At 58.3% G+C, this 18,138-nt stretch carries 21 protein-coding genes; 11 read left to right on the top strand and 10 right to left on the bottom strand.

Annotated elements, in window-relative coordinates:
- Positions 1-26 precede the first annotated feature (26 nt).
- The 3 genes from H8B14_RS09415 (at position 27) to H8B14_RS09405 (ending at position 2,658) form a co-directional block, all read left to right on the top strand.
- A complete protein-coding gene (locus H8B14_RS09415; protein WP_315984816.1) occupies positions 27-1,076 on the top strand; it encodes a VWA domain-containing protein in 1,050 nt (349 codons plus the stop codon).
- Between the two features lie 382 nt (positions 1,077-1,458).
- Entirely contained in the window at positions 1,459-2,136 is a 678-nt protein-coding gene (locus H8B14_RS09410; RefSeq protein ID WP_187315383.1) for a YggS family pyridoxal phosphate-dependent enzyme, read from the top strand.
- A gap of 144 nt (positions 2,137-2,280) precedes the next feature.
- A complete protein-coding gene (locus H8B14_RS09405; RefSeq protein WP_187315382.1) occupies positions 2,281-2,658 on the top strand; it encodes a DUF423 domain-containing protein in 378 nt (125 codons plus the stop codon).
- 143 nt (positions 2,659-2,801) lie between these two features.
- On the opposite strand, the gene H8B14_RS09400 is transcribed toward H8B14_RS09405, so the two are convergent.
- From H8B14_RS09400 to H8B14_RS09380, 5 genes are all read right to left on the bottom strand, one after another.
- Positions 2,802-3,320: a DUF1573 domain-containing protein gene (locus tag H8B14_RS09400; protein ID WP_187315381.1), complete on the bottom strand. Its 519-nt coding sequence runs from the start codon at positions 3,318-3,320 to the stop codon at positions 2,802-2,804.
- Between the two features lie 284 nt (positions 3,321-3,604).
- The gene (locus H8B14_RS09395; RefSeq protein ID WP_187315380.1) at positions 3,605-4,267 is read right to left on the bottom strand and encodes a DUF4136 domain-containing protein; all 663 of its coding nucleotides are present in this window, start codon (positions 4,265-4,267) and stop codon (positions 3,605-3,607) included.
- A 132-nt stretch (positions 4,268-4,399) separates the two neighbouring features.
- Positions 4,400-5,824, bottom strand: a complete 1,425-nt coding sequence (locus tag H8B14_RS09390) for an ATP-dependent DNA helicase (protein ID WP_187315379.1) — start codon at positions 5,822-5,824, stop codon at positions 4,400-4,402.
- 96 nt (positions 5,825-5,920) lie between these two features.
- Entirely contained in the window at positions 5,921-8,143 is a 2,223-nt protein-coding gene (locus H8B14_RS09385; protein WP_187315378.1) for an ATP-binding protein, read from the bottom strand.
- A gap of 395 nt (positions 8,144-8,538) precedes the next feature.
- Positions 8,539-8,970: a PaaI family thioesterase gene (locus tag H8B14_RS09380; RefSeq protein ID WP_187315377.1), complete on the bottom strand. Its 432-nt coding sequence runs from the start codon at positions 8,968-8,970 to the stop codon at positions 8,539-8,541.
- Positions 8,971-9,098: 128 nt separating this feature from the next.
- Between H8B14_RS09380 and H8B14_RS09375 the strand changes: the two genes are divergently transcribed.
- The 4 genes from H8B14_RS09375 to coaD all read left to right on the top strand — a co-directional run bounded on the left by H8B14_RS09375 (position 9,099) and on the right by coaD (position 11,805).
- Positions 9,099-9,698 carry a DUF4126 domain-containing protein gene (locus H8B14_RS09375; RefSeq protein ID WP_187315376.1) on the top strand — a complete coding sequence of 200 codons (600 nt, stop codon included), beginning with the start codon at positions 9,099-9,101 and terminating at the stop codon, positions 9,696-9,698.
- 54 nt (positions 9,699-9,752) lie between these two features.
- Entirely contained in the window at positions 9,753-10,259 is a 507-nt protein-coding gene (locus H8B14_RS09370) for an NUDIX domain-containing protein (protein ID WP_187315375.1), read from the top strand.
- 118 nt (positions 10,260-10,377) lie between these two features.
- Positions 10,378-11,238, top strand: a complete 861-nt coding sequence (locus H8B14_RS09365) for a DUF3822 family protein (RefSeq protein ID WP_187315374.1) — start codon at positions 10,378-10,380, stop codon at positions 11,236-11,238.
- 102 nt (positions 11,239-11,340) lie between these two features.
- Positions 11,341-11,805 (top strand): pantetheine-phosphate adenylyltransferase, encoded by a 465-nt coding sequence (coaD, locus tag H8B14_RS09360; RefSeq protein ID WP_187315373.1) that lies wholly within the window; start codon positions 11,341-11,343, stop codon positions 11,803-11,805.
- A gap of 100 nt (positions 11,806-11,905) precedes the next feature.
- Here the strand turns inward: coaD and H8B14_RS09355 are convergent, their stop codons facing one another.
- Positions 11,906-12,391 (bottom strand): hypothetical protein, encoded by a 486-nt coding sequence (locus H8B14_RS09355; protein WP_187315372.1) that lies wholly within the window; start codon positions 12,389-12,391, stop codon positions 11,906-11,908.
- A gap of 23 nt (positions 12,392-12,414) precedes the next feature.
- Positions 12,415-13,116 (bottom strand): NUDIX hydrolase, encoded by a 702-nt coding sequence (locus H8B14_RS09350; RefSeq protein WP_187315371.1) that lies wholly within the window; start codon positions 13,114-13,116, stop codon positions 12,415-12,417.
- Between the two features lie 302 nt (positions 13,117-13,418).
- Here H8B14_RS09350 and H8B14_RS09345 point away from each other — a divergent pair, with 302 nt between their 5' ends.
- Entirely contained in the window at positions 13,419-13,913 is a 495-nt protein-coding gene (locus H8B14_RS09345) for a metallophosphoesterase family protein (protein ID WP_187315370.1), read from the top strand.
- A gap of 136 nt (positions 13,914-14,049) precedes the next feature.
- On the opposite strand, the gene H8B14_RS09340 is transcribed toward H8B14_RS09345, so the two are convergent.
- On the bottom strand, positions 14,050-14,214 hold the full coding sequence (locus tag H8B14_RS09340; RefSeq protein WP_187315369.1) for a hypothetical protein: 165 nt from the start codon (positions 14,212-14,214) through the stop codon (positions 14,050-14,052).
- A gap of 99 nt (positions 14,215-14,313) precedes the next feature.
- Between H8B14_RS09340 and H8B14_RS09335 the strand changes: the two genes are divergently transcribed.
- From H8B14_RS09335 to H8B14_RS09325, 3 genes are all read left to right on the top strand, one after another.
- Complete coding sequence (locus H8B14_RS09335; protein ID WP_187315368.1) at positions 14,314-15,345, top strand: threonine aldolase family protein; 1,032 nt, start codon at positions 14,314-14,316, stop codon at positions 15,343-15,345.
- A gap of 107 nt (positions 15,346-15,452) precedes the next feature.
- Positions 15,453-16,118: a metallophosphoesterase family protein gene (locus H8B14_RS09330; protein ID WP_187315367.1), complete on the top strand. Its 666-nt coding sequence runs from the start codon at positions 15,453-15,455 to the stop codon at positions 16,116-16,118.
- A 22-nt stretch (positions 16,119-16,140) separates the two neighbouring features.
- Positions 16,141-16,776 (top strand): DNA-3-methyladenine glycosylase family protein, encoded by a 636-nt coding sequence (locus H8B14_RS09325; protein ID WP_187315366.1) that lies wholly within the window; start codon positions 16,141-16,143, stop codon positions 16,774-16,776.
- A 108-nt stretch (positions 16,777-16,884) separates the two neighbouring features.
- Here H8B14_RS09325 and H8B14_RS09320 read toward each other — a convergent pair whose 3' ends face one another.
- Entirely contained in the window at positions 16,885-17,079 is a 195-nt protein-coding gene (locus tag H8B14_RS09320) for a hypothetical protein (protein WP_187315365.1), read from the bottom strand.
- 9 nt (positions 17,080-17,088) lie between these two features.
- Positions 17,089-18,015, bottom strand: coding sequence for a DUF58 domain-containing protein (locus H8B14_RS09315; RefSeq protein ID WP_187315364.1), 927 nt, complete (start codon positions 18,013-18,015; stop codon positions 17,089-17,091).
- Between the last annotated feature and the right edge of the window lie 123 nt (positions 18,016-18,138).

The raw sequence follows: 18,138 nt of genomic DNA, 5'->3' as shown, positions 1-18,138 counted from the left end.
TCACCTCATCACCTGTTTACTGAATAGTGCAGCAACTCTGGCAACAGATTTTTGGGCCGATACTGGATAGTTTGCGCTATGCCACGTTGGCTAGCTATGCCTGGGAGAAACCTCGGTTGCTGCTGCTGATTGCGGCCATTCCACTGCTTTTTGTGGGGCGGTGGCTGCTGGCCTACCGGCGGCGCAGCAAGCTTGGCGTAGCTTTCGTGCGGGGCGAAGTGCGCCGCGACTGGAGCGCCGTGCTGCGGTTTTTGCCCGATGTGGTGCTGGCACTGAGTTTGGCGTTTGCCGTGGTAGCCCTGGCCCGTCCCCAGCGCACCGACGAGCGGGTGGTGCAGAACGGTGAGGGTATTGATGTGCTGCTGGTACTTGACGTATCGGGCTCCATGGAACTCGGCGACCTGAAGCCCAACCGCCTTGAAGCTGCCAAGCGCATGGCACTGGAATTTGTGAATGGGCGCCAGGGGGACCGGCTGGGGCTGGTGGCCTTTGCCGGCGACGCCTACTCACTGGCTCCGCTTACCACTGATTATGAGCTACTGCGAGAAAGCCTGAATAACCTGCGGCTGGGTATGATTCCCAACGACGGCACTGCCATCGGAACGGCCTTGGGTGTAGCCACCAACCGCCTGCGTACCTCGCGCAGCCGCAGCCGAGTGTGCATCCTGCTGTCTGATGGTGAAAATACAGCCGGTAACCTCGACCCGCTGACAGCCGCCCGGCTGGCCCACGCCTACGGCCTTAAGATCTATACCATCGGCCTTGGCCAGGATGGAACGGTGCCCTTTGGCCGCGACGAGCTGGGCCGCCCGCGCTACGTGGAAACCCGCCTCGACGAAACAACTATGCGCCAGATTGCGCAAGCCGGCGAAGGCCATTTTTTCCGGGCCACCGACAACGCCGCGCTCCGCCAGATTTTTCAGCGCATCAACCAATACGAAAAGTCGGAAATCAAGCAGACGCGCTTTCGCAACACCAAAGACTATTACCGCATTTACCTGTGGTGGTCGGTGGGCTTGTGGCTGCTGTGGCTGGCGCTGAAGAATACCTTCCTGACTAATTCATTGGAAGACTAGTCCCCCTTTGTTCCACAACAATGAAAGTTGTTCATGCAATAATCTTCGGTTATTACAACTTACTCCCAAAGGATCAGAATCCAGATGGAACACTTGCCAGTGCCCAGAAACTAGCGTGTCTGTTCTTGTATTTGCTTTGCCTAAATGCTACTACTTGGATTGCCCCTGACTACATGCTTGACTCGTTTATACTTTACCTAACACCAGCAGCACTTACTGTAGGTGTTATTATCTATGCCCAAAATGACAAATCTGGTTGGCTTCGTGCTCAAGCTCAGTTGAATAGGATTCCTCTATTAATTAGAGCACTTTATTCTCTTGGCCTATTCCTAGCTCATCCTTGTTTAGCATATACGCTCTACTTCTAAAAGGCTAGTTCTTAATGTCCAACATCACCGACAATCTTCACTTCTTCCAGCAGCAGCTGGCTGGCACTCGCTGCCGCCTCGTCACGGTCACGAAAACCCACCCGGCGGAAAAGCTGCGCGAGGCCTACGACGCCGGCGCCCGGCTGTTTGGCGAAAACAAGGTGCAGGAAATGGCCGCCAAGCAACCCGAGCTGCCCGCCGACATTGAGTGGCACCTCATTGGGCACCTGCAAACCAACAAGGTGAAATACATTGCCGCGTTTGTGCACACCATTCAGAGCGTGGACAGCCTGAAACTGCTGCTGGAAATAGAGAAACAGGCAGCCAGGCACAACCGCGTCATCCGGGGGCTGCTGCAGTTTCATATTGCCGCCGAAGACACCAAAACCGGCCTCACCCTGCCCGAAGCCGAAGAAATTCTGCAATCTGAGGAGTTCCGTGCCTTGCGCCACGTGCACCTCACCGGTGTAATGGCCATTGCTACCAACACGCCCGACGAAGCCCAGCTGCGCCAGGAATTCCGGTTGCTACGCGGATACTTCGAGCAGCTGAAAGCTCGCTACTTCGCCAACGACGAGGAATTCCGGGAAATTTCCATGGGCATGAGCTCCGACTACCGCCTGGCCATTGAGGAAGGTAGCACGCTCATCCGGGTGGGTAGCGCTATTTTTGGGGCGCGGAATTACCAGTAGCCCGTCTTTGCCTAAAGTGTTACCGTTATGCTGAGCTAGCCGAAGCATCTTTACCGCTTCGTTCTCACAACTGAGGTAGTCTGAGGTAGGGATGCTACGGCTCTGTATCTGCGTGACATTCTCATGACCACTCAAATTCAACCTATGACTGCCAAACTCATTCTACAACTTGCGGCCCTGCTGGGCGGACTAGGCGTTGCCATCGGCGCTTTCGGAGCGCACGGCCTGCGGGCCATGCTGGAGGCTTCAGGCCGCTTCGACACCTTCGAAACTGCGGTACGCTACCAGTTCTACCATACGCTGGCCTTGCTAGCCGTGGGCGTGCTGCTACACGCCCGGCCCGAGTTGCGGCTGCTGGGCACGGCAGCCTGGCTCTGGACCGGGGGCGTCGTTGTCTTTAGCGGCTCACTGTATCTGCTGTGTTTCACAGGCATCACCAAGCTGGGAGCCGTAGCGCCCATAGGAGGCCTGCTGTTGATTGCCGGCTGGATTGCGCTACTGCTAGCCGCGCGGCAGGCCTAAGTATCGTTTCAGTCGAGGCACAGCATCCAGCTAAACTCATGGGTTGGCTAACTTAGGCTCTCCACCTTGTGCGGAATGACAAGCACACAAAAAGGGCGGCCCGCATTGTGCGGGCCGCCCTTTTCACTTGCAATGCAGTAGCCTTACGACTTCTTGGATTTCACTTTCAGCTTGTTGTCGTCGGCTTTCATCTTCGACTTGTCGCTCAACTCGGCTGGCTCAACTTTTTCGCTTGTTATGGCGGCGGCTTCTTTCACCTCACCTACCACCGACACCATAGCGTTGCCGTTAGCCGAGTTCGACTCGATAGTTAGCACCTTGTTCTGGATGCCCATCTTACCGGCCGTGTTGAAGTTAGCAGTAATAGTACCCGTTTTGCCGGGCATTACGGGTTCCTTGGTCCATTCCGGCGTGGTGCAGCCACAGCTTACCCCGATGTTGGAAATCACCAGCGGCTGCGTGCCCACGTTTTTGAACTTAAACACATGCTTCACCACCTCACCCTGCTTGGCGCTGCCGAAGTCATACTTCATTTCATCGAACTGAATTTGCGGGCCTGTTACTTTGGTCTGCGCAGTGGCGAGCTTTACGGAAGCCGATTGGGCCTGAGCGGCAAAGCCAGCGCAAGCCAGCGACAGAGCCAGTACAAGTGCTTTTTTCATGATTGCTACTTGGTTAAGATGTTGATGGAAACAAAAATACACGTTTTGCCGGGCGGGGCAAGTTGAGTGCCAGTTTTCTACTTGTCAGGTGAAGCCTGCATGAAGACAGACACCTGCCCAGCCGCGCCCGTTCCGCCAACCCCGCCTAAAACTAAAACAGGACGAGCCGGAGCCCGTCCTGCTACAGGAGGTAATGATAAAGGTAGCCCACTAAAAATCAATAGCTGTCTTAGCAATACAGATTACATAAACTAGTATCTATCAGGCAATAATACACTTTCAATCTAGCTCTTAAACTCCTTGGAGTAGGGAAACTGGCGCGACGCCTTCCGCATGATGGTTGTCACGATGGTGTTGGTGTCGCTGCCGAAGCCGCGGGCCAGGCTCTTGTCGTATTTCCAAAGCAGCTCGCCCGATTTTCCATCGTGAATGTTGATGAGCAGCTTGCCGGTATTGGTGGGGCCGCTCATACCTACTATTACATTCAGGGCAATAGCAGCTCCGTTGGACATCGGCTGGGTGCTGGCAAATGTGCCGGAGATGATACCGTCAACGCCCAGCAACAGCGCCAGTTGCTCGGGCGTCTGAATGGCCAACTGCTCAGGGGTGAGGCCACTTTGCGCCAACAGCGCGTTGGTACGAGTAGGGTCCTGCACATCTACGGTCAGGTCGTTGGAGGCTTTCTGCTTCAGGAAGTATGAGTGCAGGGCCTGCTGCACATCCAAGCCTTCGCGCTTTTCCAGTTTGGCTACGCCTTCGGGGCCGCCGTTCTTGGCTACTTCCTGCGGGCGCAGCTGCAGCTTCACTACAAAGGGAAGTATGGCCAGGGTTTTGTGGCTTTGGGCCAGCGTTTTGAAATTGGTGTTGGTGTAGATTTCGCGGGTCTGGGCCTGCGTGGCCAGTGGCGCTAGTGCCAACAAGAGCAGGAAAAGTAGTAGCTTTTTCATAACAGCAAGGAAAGAGAAGCAGAAAGACAAATAGTAGCTCGCGAAGCTTGAATGGCACATTACCAACTTCATGCCATAAAAACTGCCACTATTGAACTTTTCTCAAAAACCTACCGTTTGACGCCTTTTTTTTCAAACTTCTACGTTGTCAGCCAATAGCTTAGCATTGAAGTTTAGCAAAAACAATTTTTCTGATGCCCGGGTAACAGCAGTATAAAGCCAGCGTGCAAACTCGGAATTCACCATATCCTCCTTTAAAAACCCGTGGTCGACGAAAACCGCCTGCCACTGGCCGCCCTGCGCTTTGTGGCAGGTGAGAGCATACGCAAACTTCACTTGCAGCGCGTTCAGAAACGGGTCTTTGCGGAGCGCGGCCGTCTTGTCCTTCTTGGTGGTAAGGTGGTCGTAATCCTTGCCCACTGCTTCATACAGCTCTTTGCTGCGGTCGGCGGGCAGGGCAGGGCTTTCGGTGTGCAGCGTATCCAGGAGCAGCTTGATTTCCATGTCCGGCTCATCGGGGTAGTCCACGAGCCGCACGCGGGCATCAGCAAAGCGGAAGCCGAACTCCTCAGTTAAGCGGATGATTTTCACTACCTGCACAAAGTCGCCGTTGGCCAGAAACCCCATTTCCGAGTCTTTGGGCAGCCAGAAATAGTTGTTGCGCACTACCATCAGGTAGTCGCCGCTTTCGATTTCGTCTTCGGCCTCAAACAGCACCCGCCTGATCATCTGATTGTACTGGTTGGCGTTTTTGTTGGAGCGGCAAATGATGGTGGTGTTTTCGTGCCCAAAGTTCTTGTAGGCCCAGCGCAGGCCATCCTCCAGCTTGTCGCCACCCATCTGAAACAGGTCGGAGTAGCCGCGGGTGTGGAACTGAATGTTGGGCTTTTCCTCGCGCAGCTCCTCGCGCAGCACGGTAGCATTCATCAGAATACCCGACTGCTCGGCCTGGCGCATCACCTGGCGCAGCTCCACCCCATCCACAGTAGCCCGGAAGCGGTGGCGCAGCAATTCGGGGTCGAGAGCGGGGCTGAGCAGCTGGCCTACGGGCGGCAGCTGAGCGGTGTCGCCGATGAGCAGCAGCCGGTTGGAGGGTTTCTCGAACACGTAGTTGAGCAGGTCGTCGAGCAGGCCGGTTTCACCGAACGACTTCTCATCGGAAATCATCGAGGACTCATCCACGATGAAGAGCGTGTCCTGGGCGCGGTTGGGCTGGCGCTGAAACGACAGATTCTGGCTGGGTGTGCCGCTGGTCTGGCGGTAGATTTTTTTGTGAATAGTGCTGGCCGGCACGCCCGCATAGCCGCTCATCACCTTGGCGGCGCGGCCGGTGGGAGCCATCAGCACGTATTTGCGGCCCAGCTTGTGCAGCCATTGCACCAAGGCACTCACCACGGTGGTTTTGCCGGTTCCGGCGTAGCCGCGCAGCACAAACGCCTTGCGCCCCGGCAAATCGTCCTTCAGAAACACATCCAGCTTCTGAAACAGCTGAGCCTGATCCTGAGTGGGTTCGTAAGGAAAATAGTCGCGGACGGAAGGAGTTCTGACGGAGAGCATAGCAAAGTGTTCGGGCAAGCAACAAAGCTACGCCCGTTTCAGGTCCCCGGCGTACCGATTCCGACATCAACAAGACGCCTTAAAACAGCTGGTTGCTTATTCCAAAGGCAGTATGATAATAAACTCCGTTCCCTGCCCGGCTGCCGACTTTGCCCGTAGCGTGCCGCCGTGGCTTTGCACAATGTCGTGGGACAGGGACAATCCAAGGCCAGTGCCTTCGCCCAGGGGCTTGGTTGTGAAAAAAGGCTTGAATATATCGGCCTGAATCTGCTCGGGAATGCCGGCCCCGTTGTCGCGCACGCACACCTGCACGGTGCCCTCAGCGAGTTGGGTACTACTGATGCTCACCACGGGCAAGTAGCCGTTTTCGCCGGCCTGCTGGCGCTGCAGCACCGCGTAGAAAGCATTGGTAAACAGATTCAGCAATACGCGGCCCATATCGGGAGCCAGCACAGGCACGGCCGGCAGATTGGGGGCCAGGGCAGTTTCTACGCGTATTTCCGAGGCCTTGTCGCGGAATTCCTGACTTTGGCGGGCCAACTCCAGATACTCCAGCACCAGCGCGTTGAGGTCGGTGGGTAAGCGCTGGCCGGCGCCCGCGCGGGCATGCTCCAGCATGTCACGGATGATGGCCGAAGCCCGCAGCCCATGCTGGCTGATTTCCTGCAGGTTGCGGCGTAGCCCCATCAGAATCTCGTCCTGAAGCGCGGGCGTATCGGCGTGCTGGTCCATGTTATCAACGAGAGCAGTGCTTACCTCCGCAAACCGCTTCATGAAGTTGAGCGGATTTTGCAGCTCGTGCGCAATGCCAGCAGATACTTCGCCCACAAATGCCCATTTCTCTGACTGCACCAGCTGGTTCTGGGTTTGGCGCAACTGGGTTAGCGTACGGCGGTGAAGGCGCAGCTGCTGATAAAGCACCACGCCCAGGGCCGAAATCAGTATGAGGGCTGCTACAGCCAGCGCCAGCAACTGGCTACGCTGGTGCAGCCGCAATTTCTGCACTTCCCGGTCGTGGCGCAGGCCAACAATTTCTTCGTTCTGGGCTTGTTCCACCCGTTCGGCTTCGTAGTTGGCCAGCAAGTCGGCTCCCTGGGTGGTATTGAGCGTATCCTGTAGGGCCAGGTATGCCAGGCTGTAGTGCCGCGCTGCTTCGGCCGTGCCATGCTTAGCTTCAAAGCGGATCAGCTCGCGCAGGTATTGAGGGCGTAGCATCTGCAGGTTGAAGGCGGTGGCCTGCGCGTAGGCCTGGCGCCAGTGGGCAGCTGCCTGCGGGTAGTTGTGGCGAGCTGTGTAGTAGCGGGCCCAGGTGGCATCCAGAGAAAACTCGCCGGGCCGTCCGGCAATAGTCATCTGGAGCGAATCGGCGAGCTGCTGGGCCCGCGTAAGCAACGGGCCTACTGCTGCCGGCTGCTGCCGGGCCAGTAGCAACTCGCTTTGCAGCAGTAGCGCGTAGGCGGTGTACTGGGCGGCGTTCAGCTGATCGTGGCGGGCCGTACGAGTGGCCTTGGCTACGTACCGGGCCGCCGCCGCAATGTTGCCCTGCTTTAGATACAGGCTGGCAATGGCACGCTCCGAATAAAACCGCTGCAGGCCGCCAATACGTGATTGATCGTTGTAGCGCGACGCCAGCATCAGGTAATGCAGGGCTTTGCGTGTATTGCCCCACTCCGCGTAGGTGTTACCGGCTACCATCAGCTCGTTGCTGTACAGGCGCCGATTGAAATGCCGGAACAGATCGGCGGCACGCAGATAGTGACTGATGGCCTGGTTGTAGTTGCCGCGGTGGCGGTAGGAGCCGCCCAGCACCAAGTGGCAGGCCGCCTCATTCTCTGGAAACCCACCAGCCACCTGGTATTGCCGCAGCTTGCCCTGGAAGTAGCGCATCCGCCCCTCTGAGTCCTGCAATTCATTGAAAACAGGTGCCAGGTCAATCAGCAGAAGAGGCACCGGCTGACCAGCCTTATCGAACAGTTCGATGGACTGCTGCAAACCAGCCAGGGCAGCAGCATACTGCCGCTGCTGCCAGTGCTGCAGGCCAGCCTGCAGTTGCTGGTACGGAGCCTCATCAGCCAGGTGGTGGGCACGCGCATTCAGGCGCAGCAACTCAGCCAGCGCCTTTACTGCCCGCTGCCGGTGGCTGGGCTCCGTTAGCTCTGTCACGTGCAGCATGTGCACCAATGTTCGAATGCGCGCCGTGTCGGCGCGCTGCCCGGCCAGCACCTGCTGCAACGAGTCAGCATCGGCATTCCAATACCGCGGCTGCGCCGGCAATGAGCCTCCCAGCAGCAAGAACCACACGGTAAAAATCCATTTCATAAGCAGCCGCCAGCTTCCGGAAGCACCAGCCGCTTGGCGGCGATAAGTTGAGAAGAAATCAGCGTATTCCGGTACCTACACGAAACGCAAGGCAGCCAGCAAGGCTCCCACGGCCATCATGGCCGAAGCATTTATAATCCGGTTTTAAAGCAACGAAGCTTGATACTGAGCGGGTTCGTGCAGGCATTAGTCATGGGCGGGACAAACCTTTAGAAGCGCATGAAAATCGTTAGGTAGCTAAACAAACATGGTAACGGAATATTTTCATTGCCTGCATCAGCACTTTAGCAATGAATATTCGCTCATTCTTATTCCAGGCAGGATGATAAGCAGGCGTACCGGGTGACGCCAGCAGCATTCCGGCACCGGTGCAAAAAAAACAGTTTGTCACATGCTTACTGCGGTTCCACTACGGCCATTGTGGCGGAGGCCTTGGCAATCAGCTTATCATCACACCATACTTCGGATTCGCAGAAGTGCAGGCGGCGGCCGGCTTTCAGCACCCAGCCCACGGCGCGCAGCTTCTGGCCCACGCCGGGGTGCAGGTAGCTGGTTTTCAGCTCCACCGTCACCACGCCGGTACCATCCGGCACGAGCGTAACGGCCGCAAAACCGGCTACCAGGTCGGCCATGGTGGCCACGAGGCCGCCGTGGGCAAAGCCACTGTGCTGCTGATGTTGCTGCTGCAGCGTCACTTCGGCTTCTATGCGGCCCGGTTCGATGCGGGTGAGGTCGGCTCCGATGAGGTGCATGAAGTGCTGGCGCGTGAGCTTGCGGCGGATCCGGGTTTCGAGCGAGTCGGCGGCGGTGGGAGTTGTTGGGTTCATTGCCGCAAAGGTCGGGGTTTAGGGTTCGTTATTCGTGGTTGACTTTCGTTTTTCGGCGTTTGTTTTTCGATATTGATTGCCACACGCCGCTTGCCACAGCTTCTTTTTTCGCTAAACCAACACTCGCTATGCAGCTCCAGGAATATTTATTGAGTGGTGCGCTGGGGCTGGCCCTGGCGGCGTGCAGCGGGTTTCGGGTGTTTGTGCCGCTGCTGGCCGCCAGCCTGGCCTACCAGACGGGTGTGCTGGCGCCGTCGGCGGGGTTTGCCTGGCTGGGCTCCTGGGCGGCTGTCGGTGCATTGGGCACGGCTACGGTGGCGGAAATACTGGGCTATTATTTCCCGGTGGTAGACAATGTGCTGGATACCATAACTACGCCGGCATCGTTTATTGCTGGCGCCGTACTCATGACGGCCGCCCTGCCCGACCTCGACCCGGTAGTGCGCTGGGGTTTGGGCGTGCTGGTGGGCGGCGGCACAGCGGGTATGGTGCAGACCGGCACGGCGCTGTTGCGGGCCGGTTCTACGGCCACTACGGCCGGCCTCGGCAACCCCGTGCTGGCCACCGCCGAAAACACGCTGGCCATTGTGGGCTCGGCGCTGGCGCTGCTGCTGCCGGTGGTGACGGCCGCCCTCATGCTGGGGGTGGTGGTGTATATTGCCACCCGGTTGCGGCGCTGGCGGCAGCGCCGTGCTGGCCGCCGCGAGGCGTCTGGCCGGCTGGCCTGAACCGGCCACTGCTCTGCATGCCCCTACTGCTCTATCTACTTATCACACCTTTTCATGGCTACCGACTCTTTCTCTACGCGCGACCTGCTGGGCGCTTACACCGGCCAAGTAAGGGTGCGCGTGTGTGGCCTGCTGGTTCATCAGGACACGCTGCTGCTGACGGCCCACCGCGGCCTGCTGCCTGCGGAGGCACCGTTCTGGTCGCCGCCCGGCGGAGGCTGGCAGTTCGGTGAAACCATCCAGGACTGCTTGCGGCGCGAGTTTCGCGAAGAAACCGGCCTTGCTGTTACGGTAGGACGGTTTTTACACCTGCATGAATACAAGAGCGACGACCTGCAGGCCATTGAGCTGTTTTTTGAAGTAACTCTTGAAGACGCTACTGCCGTGCCCAGCCTCGGTTCCGACCCCGAGCATGAGGCCGGTGCTCAACTACTGACGCAGGTAGCATTTGTGTCGCCTCGTGAGCTGGTGGTGCTGCCGGCCGCGCAGGTGCACCCTATGTTGCGCCAGATTATCAGTCCCGACGACGTATTTATTCCACAGATACGCTTCCAGCGGTAGGGCCGGAGCCAGGGCTATGTGCGCTGGCTGCCTTTTGTACCTTTGCCGCTTCGCCTCCACTCCTGCTGCTGTGTCTCTCGCTTCTTCTGCTCCGCCTGCTGTGCCTGCTCCGTCGACTTTGCCTGCTCCCACGGTGCTGCACCGCCTGCGCGATGAAACCCTGACTGCCGACAACCTGGCGGCCTACAACCTTTACCTCACGGCCAGCACGGCCGGACTCCGCCTGGGCATTGCCGATGTGCGCCGCAACAAGTTTGTGGTACTGGAAGAATATGCGCCTCAGGCGGCCACCTCACTCAGCGGGCAGCTGCAGGCCCTGGCCGCCCACCACGACTTGCTGGGCCTGCCCGGCTGGAACCATGTGCGGCTGGCCGTGCAGAACCGCCACTTCACGCTGCTGCCCTCGCCCCTCTTCCGGCCTGGCGACGAGGCCACCTACCTGCGCCTGCATCACACCGTAGACACGCAGCACGAAACCGTGCAGGCTTATGCCCACCCTGGGCAGGAGTTGGTGAGCATTTTTGCGGCCGAAAAATCATTGCTTGACTGGTTTCGGGGCAGCTACCCTGCGGGCACGCTTCTGCACCAGACCAGTGCCCTGCTCGAAGGCCTCATGCACCAGAGCGACGCCGCTGCTCCCCGTCGCCTCTACCTCAGTATTGGGCATCTGGAGCTAACCATCGTCGTCATTCGCGACAAGCGGCCGGAGTTCTGCAATGTGTTTGCGTTCAGTTCGCCTGAAGACCTGATTTATTACACCATCCTGGTGATGCAGGAATTCCAGCTCAACCCCGACCAGGACCCGGTGATGGTATGGGGCGACCTGATGCACGACTCCGAGCTGTTTACTATCCTGCGCAAGTATATCCGCCACGTCAAGTTCGGCAACCGCCCCTTTGACCTGGGTTATAGCTACCGCCTCAACGAGTTGTTTGAATACCGCTTCTTCGAACTCTACAGCCTGCACCTTTGCGAGTAACTGAGTGGTTGAGTAGCTGAGTAATCGTTCTGTCAGAACGCATAAGTATTCAGCTATTCGCTACTCAGCTACTCAGCTACTCAGTTACTCAATTACTCTCTCATGCGTATTGCCCTGTTTCCTGGCTCTTTCGACCCTTTCACCAACGGCCACCTCGACGTGGTGCGGCGCGGGGTTTCGCTGTTCGACCAGATTATCATTGCCATCGGCAACAACAGCAGCAAGAGCCGCTACCTGCCCGTAGAGCAAATGACGGAGATGATTGCAGAGGTTTTCCACGACGAGCCCCGGGTGTCGGTGCAGTCCTACAAGGGCCTCACGGCCGATTACGCCCGCGAAACCGGCGCCCGGTATCTGCTGCGGGGCTTGCGCAACACCACCGACTTCGAGTATGAAAACACCATTGCTCAAGCCAACCGCCACGTCAACCCCGACCTGGAAACTGTGTTCCTGATTACCTCGCCGGCGCTGGCCGCCATCAGCAGTACCATCATCCGCGAAATCCACCGTTTTGGCGGCAACGTCAATGACTTTGTTCCGTTTCAATTGCCTCCTTATGCCGGGTAGGCAACCCCCTACCGTATAATGCCCAACAAGCCCGGCCATTTGGCGCTCCTGCCTGGAGCAGCCAAACGGCCGGGCTTGTTGCATTGGGCGCGTTTCGGAGCTAGTCCTTCTTCGTTACCCGCACCCCAATGGTGTTGCCGGGGTTGCGGGGGTCGGCAACGGGCTGCACAGAATAGGCCGGGTCGGTGATGCTAAGGTTAGCGCGGCGCATCACTTCGTCTTCGTCGCTGCCCAGCACCACAATATCGTTCACCTTGCGGGTGCGGGCATTGAAGGTGGCCACGATGGTGGCACCATCTTTCTCGAAGGTATTGATCCAATCCTGGCCTTTCGTGGATTTCATTTGTTCCGCCGTCGGTTCCAGCCCGATTTTATCGGTTTTGGTTTCGCGGGGCGTACCCAGGCTACGGCGCAGCTGGTCGATGTTGCGGCCTACAAGCAAAGGCAAGTTCAGGCTGTTGGCCGGCACGGCTTCGGCCCGGCCCGTTGTGGGTGCACCACCCTCAGAAGCTTGCTGGACGCCAGTGCAGGCAGCCATGCCCCCCAGCAGCAGCAACACGGGCAAAGAGCGGGAAAGGAAACGCATAGAGGTACTACTTAAAATGGGAGTTATTTAGTGGAGGGCTCTGAGGCTGGCGTCGAGCCGGTGGTTTCGCTCAAGTAATGGCGCATAACCAGGGCAATGCTGGCATACGACTCATCCAGCACGCCCAGCGCCTCCTGCGGAGTCATCCAGCGCACTTCCTCGATATACTCTTCAGCCTGCGGCTTCATCAGCGAATCGTCGAGGCAGCGCATGATGTACCAGTCAGTTTTCTTCAGAATCTTATTGCCATTGTAGGCATAGGAGTGCCAGGTACTGGGCAATACGTCCCCCAACTCCACTTTGATGTTGCACTCTTCTTCCACCTCGCGCAAGGCGCCCAAAGCAGGATCTTCGTCTTTTTTAAGCTTGCCCTTCGGCAAATCCCACTTGCCCAGCCGGTAAATCATCAGCACCTTGCCGTCCTTCACCACGAGGCCACCGGCGGCCTTTACGATGCGGAACTGGTCTTTCAGGTGCAGAATGAGGCGCTTTTTCTTGCGGGCCAGCATGGTCAGCGACTTCAGCTTTTTCAGCTTCTTCACTTCCATCAGCCGCAGCAGCCGGTCCACAAATAAGTCCGTAACGTCGCGCACCAGCACGTCGCCCACCAGATCTTTGGAGATAAACTCATCTTCCGGATTCAGGATGAGGTCGTACTTGTGCTTGTACACTTTCTCGCTGTTCTTTTTGATGATCAGCGGAATATCGTTGATGAAGACGTTCATCGCGGGGCAATCAGGAGAGGCAACAATGGGGAATCTGGGCTAAGCTGGCCACAAAGCACAGCCTGCATACAGGCAAACCGAAACCTGCCGCAGGACGGGCAAGATACGAGAAGCACACGGTTGTGTTGTCGGCAGGCACGGAATGCGGCCGAGAACTTCCTTGCAGACCAGCCTACCAAACCATCTAAATCAGCCCCACTGGTGCAGTTGGATTAATGTACCCGAGGACCGCTATTCCACTCAGCCTTGCGTAACGGCCGTTTATCTGCGTTCCACTGCTGCCTGGCCCCTACCTTCGTTTCATGAAAAAAATCGGTTTGCTTTCCGACACTCATAGCTACCTCGACGAGCGGATTCTGCACCATTTGCGGGACTGCGACGAAATCTGGCACGCCGGCGACTTTGGCACCGCTAGCGTAGCCGACGAACTGGCCGCGCTGGCCCCGTTGCGGGGCGTATATGGCAACATCGATGGCCGCGACGTGCGCCTGCAGCAGCCGCTGGTACAACGCTTCATCGTGGAGGGCTTGCCAGTGCTCATGACCCATATTGGAGGCTATCCGGGGCACTACAGCCCTGCGGCCCGGGCCCTGCTGCAGGAGCACCGCCCCGGCCTGTTCATCAGCGGCCATTCTCACATTCTCAAAGTAATGCCCGACCCTAAGCTGCACTTGCTGCACCTGAACCCTGGTGCCGCCGGCCGCCACGGCTTTCACAAGGTGCGCACGCTGCTCCGGTTTGAAATAGCCGACGGCAAAGTGCAACAGCTGCAGGTAGTGGAGTTGGGTGCGAAATAGCCCATCCTAAAAGGGGAGCCAGCGAATAAGGCGCCCCATCAAAACAGAAAGCGTCCTCCCTTTGCAGAGAAGACGCTTTTGAAGTTCTGACCAGAACCCACCGACGCCGGGGGCAGGTGTGCCAGACGGGCGTTAGTTACGCAGCCGTCGTAGCTTCGCTCTTGTTGAAGCGGGATTTCAACTCTTCGATGTCCACGTTCTTCAGAACGGGCGTCAGCAGGAGCTGCTTAATTACGCGCTGCTTGTTGTTGGCGCGGGCAATGTTTTTGCGGTGTTTCCGCTTCAGACGGGTAGTGCTCATTTTTTCCGGGTCGGTTAAGGTCTTTCTGTAAACGAGGGGCAAAAGTAACGACTAAATTTGAAACCGGGAAACCTTTCCCTTTTTTACCCACCGTATTCCATGTCTACTGCCGTAATTGATTTGCGCTCTGATACCGTCACGCGCCCCACTCCGGCCATGCTGGAGGCTATGTTCCAGGCCCGCGTCGGAGACGATGTGTATGAAGAAGACCCCACTGTGCGGGCTTTAGAGCAGGAAGTTGCCGCCCGCTTTGGGCTGGAGGCCGGCCTGTTCTGCCCCAGCGGCACCATGACCAACCAGATTGCCATCAAGGCCCACACCGAGCCGATGAGTGAAGTAATCTGCGAGCAGACCTCACACATTTATTTGTGGGAAGTAGGCGGTATTGCGTTTCACTCGGGAGCGTCGGTAGCGCTGCTGCCCGGCGAGCGGGGCCGCCTGACGGCCGCGCAGGTGGAAGCCGCTATCCGGCCGCAGAACGTGCACTACCCCACCACCAGCCTCATCAGCCTCGAAAACACCCACAACCGCGGCGGCGGCAGCTGCTACGCCTTGCCCGAGCTGGCTGCCATTGCCGACGTGGCCCAACGCCACCGGATTCCGCTGCACCTCGACGGGGCCCGTATTTTCAACGCGCTGGTAGCCACCGGTCAGGATGCCCGCGAATACGGCCGCCTGTTTGATACGATTTCGGTGTGCTTGAGTAAGGGACTGGGGGCGCCGGTGGGCTCGGTGCTGCTGGGTAGCCAGGCCTTCATTCAGAAAACCAAGCGCATCCGGAAGGTGATGGGCGGCGGCATGCGGCAGGCCGGCTACCTGGCCGCAGCGGGCCTGTACGCCCTGGAGCACAACGTAAACCGCCTCGCCGATGACCACCGCCGCGCCCAGCAGCTGCGCGATACGCTGCAGGCGCAGCCCTATGTGGCCGAAGTACTGCCCGTGGAAACCAACCTCGTCATCTTCCGCCTCCTCGACAGCATGCCCGCCGAATCGTTTCTGGCCCGACTGGAAGAACAGGGTATTCGTGCCTCATCGTTTGGCCCGCAGTTCATCCGCTTTGTTACGCACCTGGATATCGACGATACCATGGTAACGCGGATAACGGCGGCACTACAGCAGCTGGCTGCGTAAAGCGTTTCAAACGATGCCTGAAAAGCGGGTGGCGGCACCGGGGTGCGCCCTCTGTTGTCATTCGCTTGGCGGGCAACCCACCACGGCTACTTGCACTTACCTAACTTATGGCCGAACAGAACATATTTGTAGTGGGTGATGTGCACGGTTGCTTCCACACCTTCGAGGAGCTGCTAAGCCACTGGCAGCCTAGCACAGAACGGCTGGTGCAGGTCGGTGACCTGGTGGACCGGGGCCGCTATAGCCTGGAGTGCGTGGCACTGGCCATCAGCCTGGAAGTGCGCTACCCGGGCCAGACCACGTTTCTGAAAGGCAACCACGAGGCCTGCATGCTGCGGCACCTCGGCCCGGCCGGCCCGTATAAGGAGTGGTTGCGCTGGGGTGGCCGAAGTACTGTGTGGCAGTATCAGCAGTACCCGGCGCTGCTGGCGCCGCACTTGGCCTGGCTGAGCCAGCGCCCGTTGTATTGGCAAAACGAGCACCTGCTCATCAGCCATGCTGGCTTTGCCGACACGCCCAATCCGCTTGATGAAGACAACCTAGATGGCGTGCTGTGGCGCCGGGGGCCACTGCGCCACCTGCCCCAGCGCCAGATCATTGGGCACACCCCTACCACGGGGCAACCCGATTTCGACCTGGCTACCAATGTCCTTAACGTGGATACCGGAGCCGTTTTCGGGCAGTCGTTGACCGGGGTGCGCCTCACAGCTGCCGGCGAACTGATAGCTGAAATAGCCATTCACACTCATCTCACCGACCTGGCCACACTTTAGCGGCACCTTCCTACCCTTCCCCATGACTGTTCCCGATTTCAGTGCGTATGCTGCCGCCAAGCAGCACCTGCTGCAAGCCGACCCAGTGCTGGCCGCCATCATCCGGCAAGGCCGACCCATTGCGCCAGCGCCACACGAAGACCTGTACTTGGCGCTGCTGCGCGCCATCGTGAGCCAGCAGATTTCCACCAAAGCAGCGGCCGCCATCTGGCGCAAGGTGCAGGCCCTGTTCCCGCCCGATGGCTACCCGGAGCCGCTGGCCATCCAGGAAATGACCGAGGAAGATTTGCGAACGGCCGGTTTGTCGCGCCAGAAGGCCGGCTATCTGAAAGCCATTGCTGAGTTTGCGTTGAACGACCAGCTCGATCATGCCCACCTCAGCCAGCTTTCCGAAGACGATTTCACGCGCCACCTCACCCAAATCAAAGGGGTAGGCCGCTGGACAGCGCAGATGCTGCAGATGTTTGCGCTGGACCAGCCCGACGTGTTTGCTGAGGGCGACCTGGGCGTGCAAAACGCTATGCGCCGGCATTACGGTCTGGAAGAAACCGGCCGGGCCCTGCTCAGGCGCATAACGGAGCTGGCCGAACCCTGGCGCCCTTACCGTAGCTTGGCGTGCAAATACCTGTGGCAGTCACTGGACAACCAGCCCGCGTAGCGCAACGCTTCCGCCTATGGGTACAAACGAACTGTGCAACTCGCGTTGGCACAAGTGGCGTGGTGCCGGATACTCGCTTTGCCCGTAGGCAGCAGCGGAAGTTTTGCGCTATAGGTCTTCCCGGCGGCGGGCTTCGCGCAGACTTGCCGCAATAGCTATAAAAATGCCTAACAACGGCAGGCAAAACCCAATCAGCAGCCACCGCTTCAGTGGCCGGCCGTACATGTGCGCAATATAGGCCGTGACCAGCGCCGAAAACAGCGCCACCAGAAACAGGCCTACGCCCAGTGCAAATTCATCCATGGCGTAAAGTTAGCGCACCTTGCTGCGCTTCACCAGGTAAGCGTACAGCACTTTATCGAACGGCTCCCGGATATCAACCGGCACAAAGTCGATTTTGTATTGCCCGCAGCGCAAAGCCAGTTCGTGCTCGTATTCGCGCATGGCCACGCGGTACTGCTCGCGCACCTGGGCCGGCTGCAGCTTGAGTGTCTCGCCGGTTTCAATATCCTCAAACAGATAGGGCCGGTCCTGAAAGTTGAAGTTGGCTTCGGTGGCGCGGTCCATGATATGAAACAGCAACACCTCGTGGTGATGGTGGCGCAGATGCTGCAACGCCGCCAGCGTGGCGGTCTGCTCCTCGGGTGCCCGGCCCAGCATATCCGAAAACAGCACTACCAACGAACGTTTCGGGATTTGCTGCGCAATAGTATGAATGACGCCAGCCACATCGGTGGTGGCGGTAGCACTGGCCGCCACCGGCGGGCGCTCCAGCAAGTGTTGCAATGCCAGTAGCAGCGTGTGGCGGTGGGTGCTGGTGGAGCGCACCGGCGTCTGCAGCTCCACTTTGTCGCTGAACGTGACCAAGCCCACGGCGTCGCGCTGCTTTTGCAGCATGGTGGCGAGGGCAGCCGCGCACAGCACTGCAAACCGCAGCTTGTCGTGGCCAGGGGCCGGATAATACATGCTGGCACTCACGTCGAGCAGCAAGTGGCAACGCAGGTTGGTTTCCTCTTCATAGCGCTTCACAAACAGCTTGTCGGTGCGGGCAAAAATCTTCCAGTCGAGGTGGCGCGTGCTTTCGCCGGGGTTATAAAGCCGGTGCTCGGAAAACTCCACCGAAAAACCATGGTACGGCGACTGGTGCAGCCCCGTAATGAACCCTTCAACCAGCTGCCGGGCCAGAAATTCCAGGTTTTCAAACGAGCGGACTGCCGCGAGGTCAAGAGGTTGGGCCATGCAAGTGAAATGAGGCAGCACCTTTCAGAGCAAAGCTGCCAGGGGTTGGTGGTTCAAAGAAACAAATAACTGCGCAAGGTGGCCTTGGCATAGTATTAATCGAATATAATCCTGATTTAAACT

This window comes from Hymenobacter puniceus, from assembly GCF_014333525.1.
In the GTDB taxonomy this organism is placed as follows: domain Bacteria; phylum Bacteroidota; class Bacteroidia; order Cytophagales; family Hymenobacteraceae; genus Hymenobacter.
Note: the sequence above shows the minus strand (reverse complement) of the source record. Positions and strands in the feature narration are given on the sequence as shown.

Coding starts and splice junctions, on each gene's coding strand:
- H8B14_RS09330 (WP_187315367.1), top strand. CDS start 15,453: ATGGCCGAACAGAACATATTTGTAGTGGGTGATGTGCACGGTTGCTTC.
- H8B14_RS09355 (WP_187315372.1), bottom strand. CDS start 12,391: ATGCGTTTCCTTTCCCGCTCTTTGCCCGTGTTGCTGCTGCTGGGGGGC.
- H8B14_RS09390 (WP_187315379.1), bottom strand. CDS start 5,824: ATGCTCTCCGTCAGAACTCCTTCCGTCCGCGACTATTTTCCTTACGAA.
- H8B14_RS09320 (WP_187315365.1), bottom strand. CDS start 17,079: ATGGATGAATTTGCACTGGGCGTAGGCCTGTTTCTGGTGGCGCTGTTT.
- H8B14_RS09405 (WP_187315382.1), top strand. CDS start 2,281: ATGACTGCCAAACTCATTCTACAACTTGCGGCCCTGCTGGGCGGACTA.
- H8B14_RS09335 (WP_187315368.1), top strand. CDS start 14,314: ATGTCTACTGCCGTAATTGATTTGCGCTCTGATACCGTCACGCGCCCC.
- H8B14_RS09375 (WP_187315376.1), top strand. CDS start 9,099: ATGCAGCTCCAGGAATATTTATTGAGTGGTGCGCTGGGGCTGGCCCTG.
- H8B14_RS09345 (WP_187315370.1), top strand. CDS start 13,419: ATGAAAAAAATCGGTTTGCTTTCCGACACTCATAGCTACCTCGACGAG.
- H8B14_RS09350 (WP_187315371.1), bottom strand. CDS start 13,116: ATGAACGTCTTCATCAACGATATTCCGCTGATCATCAAAAAGAACAGC.
- H8B14_RS09410 (WP_187315383.1), top strand. CDS start 1,459: ATGTCCAACATCACCGACAATCTTCACTTCTTCCAGCAGCAGCTGGCT.
- H8B14_RS09325 (WP_187315366.1), top strand. CDS start 16,141: ATGACTGTTCCCGATTTCAGTGCGTATGCTGCCGCCAAGCAGCACCTG.
- H8B14_RS09395 (WP_187315380.1), bottom strand. CDS start 4,267: ATGAAAAAGCTACTACTTTTCCTGCTCTTGTTGGCACTAGCGCCACTG.
- H8B14_RS09370 (WP_187315375.1), top strand. CDS start 9,753: ATGGCTACCGACTCTTTCTCTACGCGCGACCTGCTGGGCGCTTACACC.
- H8B14_RS09380 (WP_187315377.1), bottom strand. CDS start 8,970: ATGAACCCAACAACTCCCACCGCCGCCGACTCGCTCGAAACCCGGATC.
- coaD (WP_187315373.1), top strand. CDS start 11,341: ATGCGTATTGCCCTGTTTCCTGGCTCTTTCGACCCTTTCACCAACGGC.
- H8B14_RS09340 (WP_187315369.1), bottom strand. CDS start 14,214: ATGAGCACTACCCGTCTGAAGCGGAAACACCGCAAAAACATTGCCCGC.
- H8B14_RS09315 (WP_187315364.1), bottom strand. CDS start 18,015: ATGGCCCAACCTCTTGACCTCGCGGCAGTCCGCTCGTTTGAAAACCTG.
- H8B14_RS09400 (WP_187315381.1), bottom strand. CDS start 3,320: ATGAAAAAAGCACTTGTACTGGCTCTGTCGCTGGCTTGCGCTGGCTTT.
- H8B14_RS09385 (WP_187315378.1), bottom strand. CDS start 8,143: ATGAAATGGATTTTTACCGTGTGGTTCTTGCTGCTGGGAGGCTCATTG.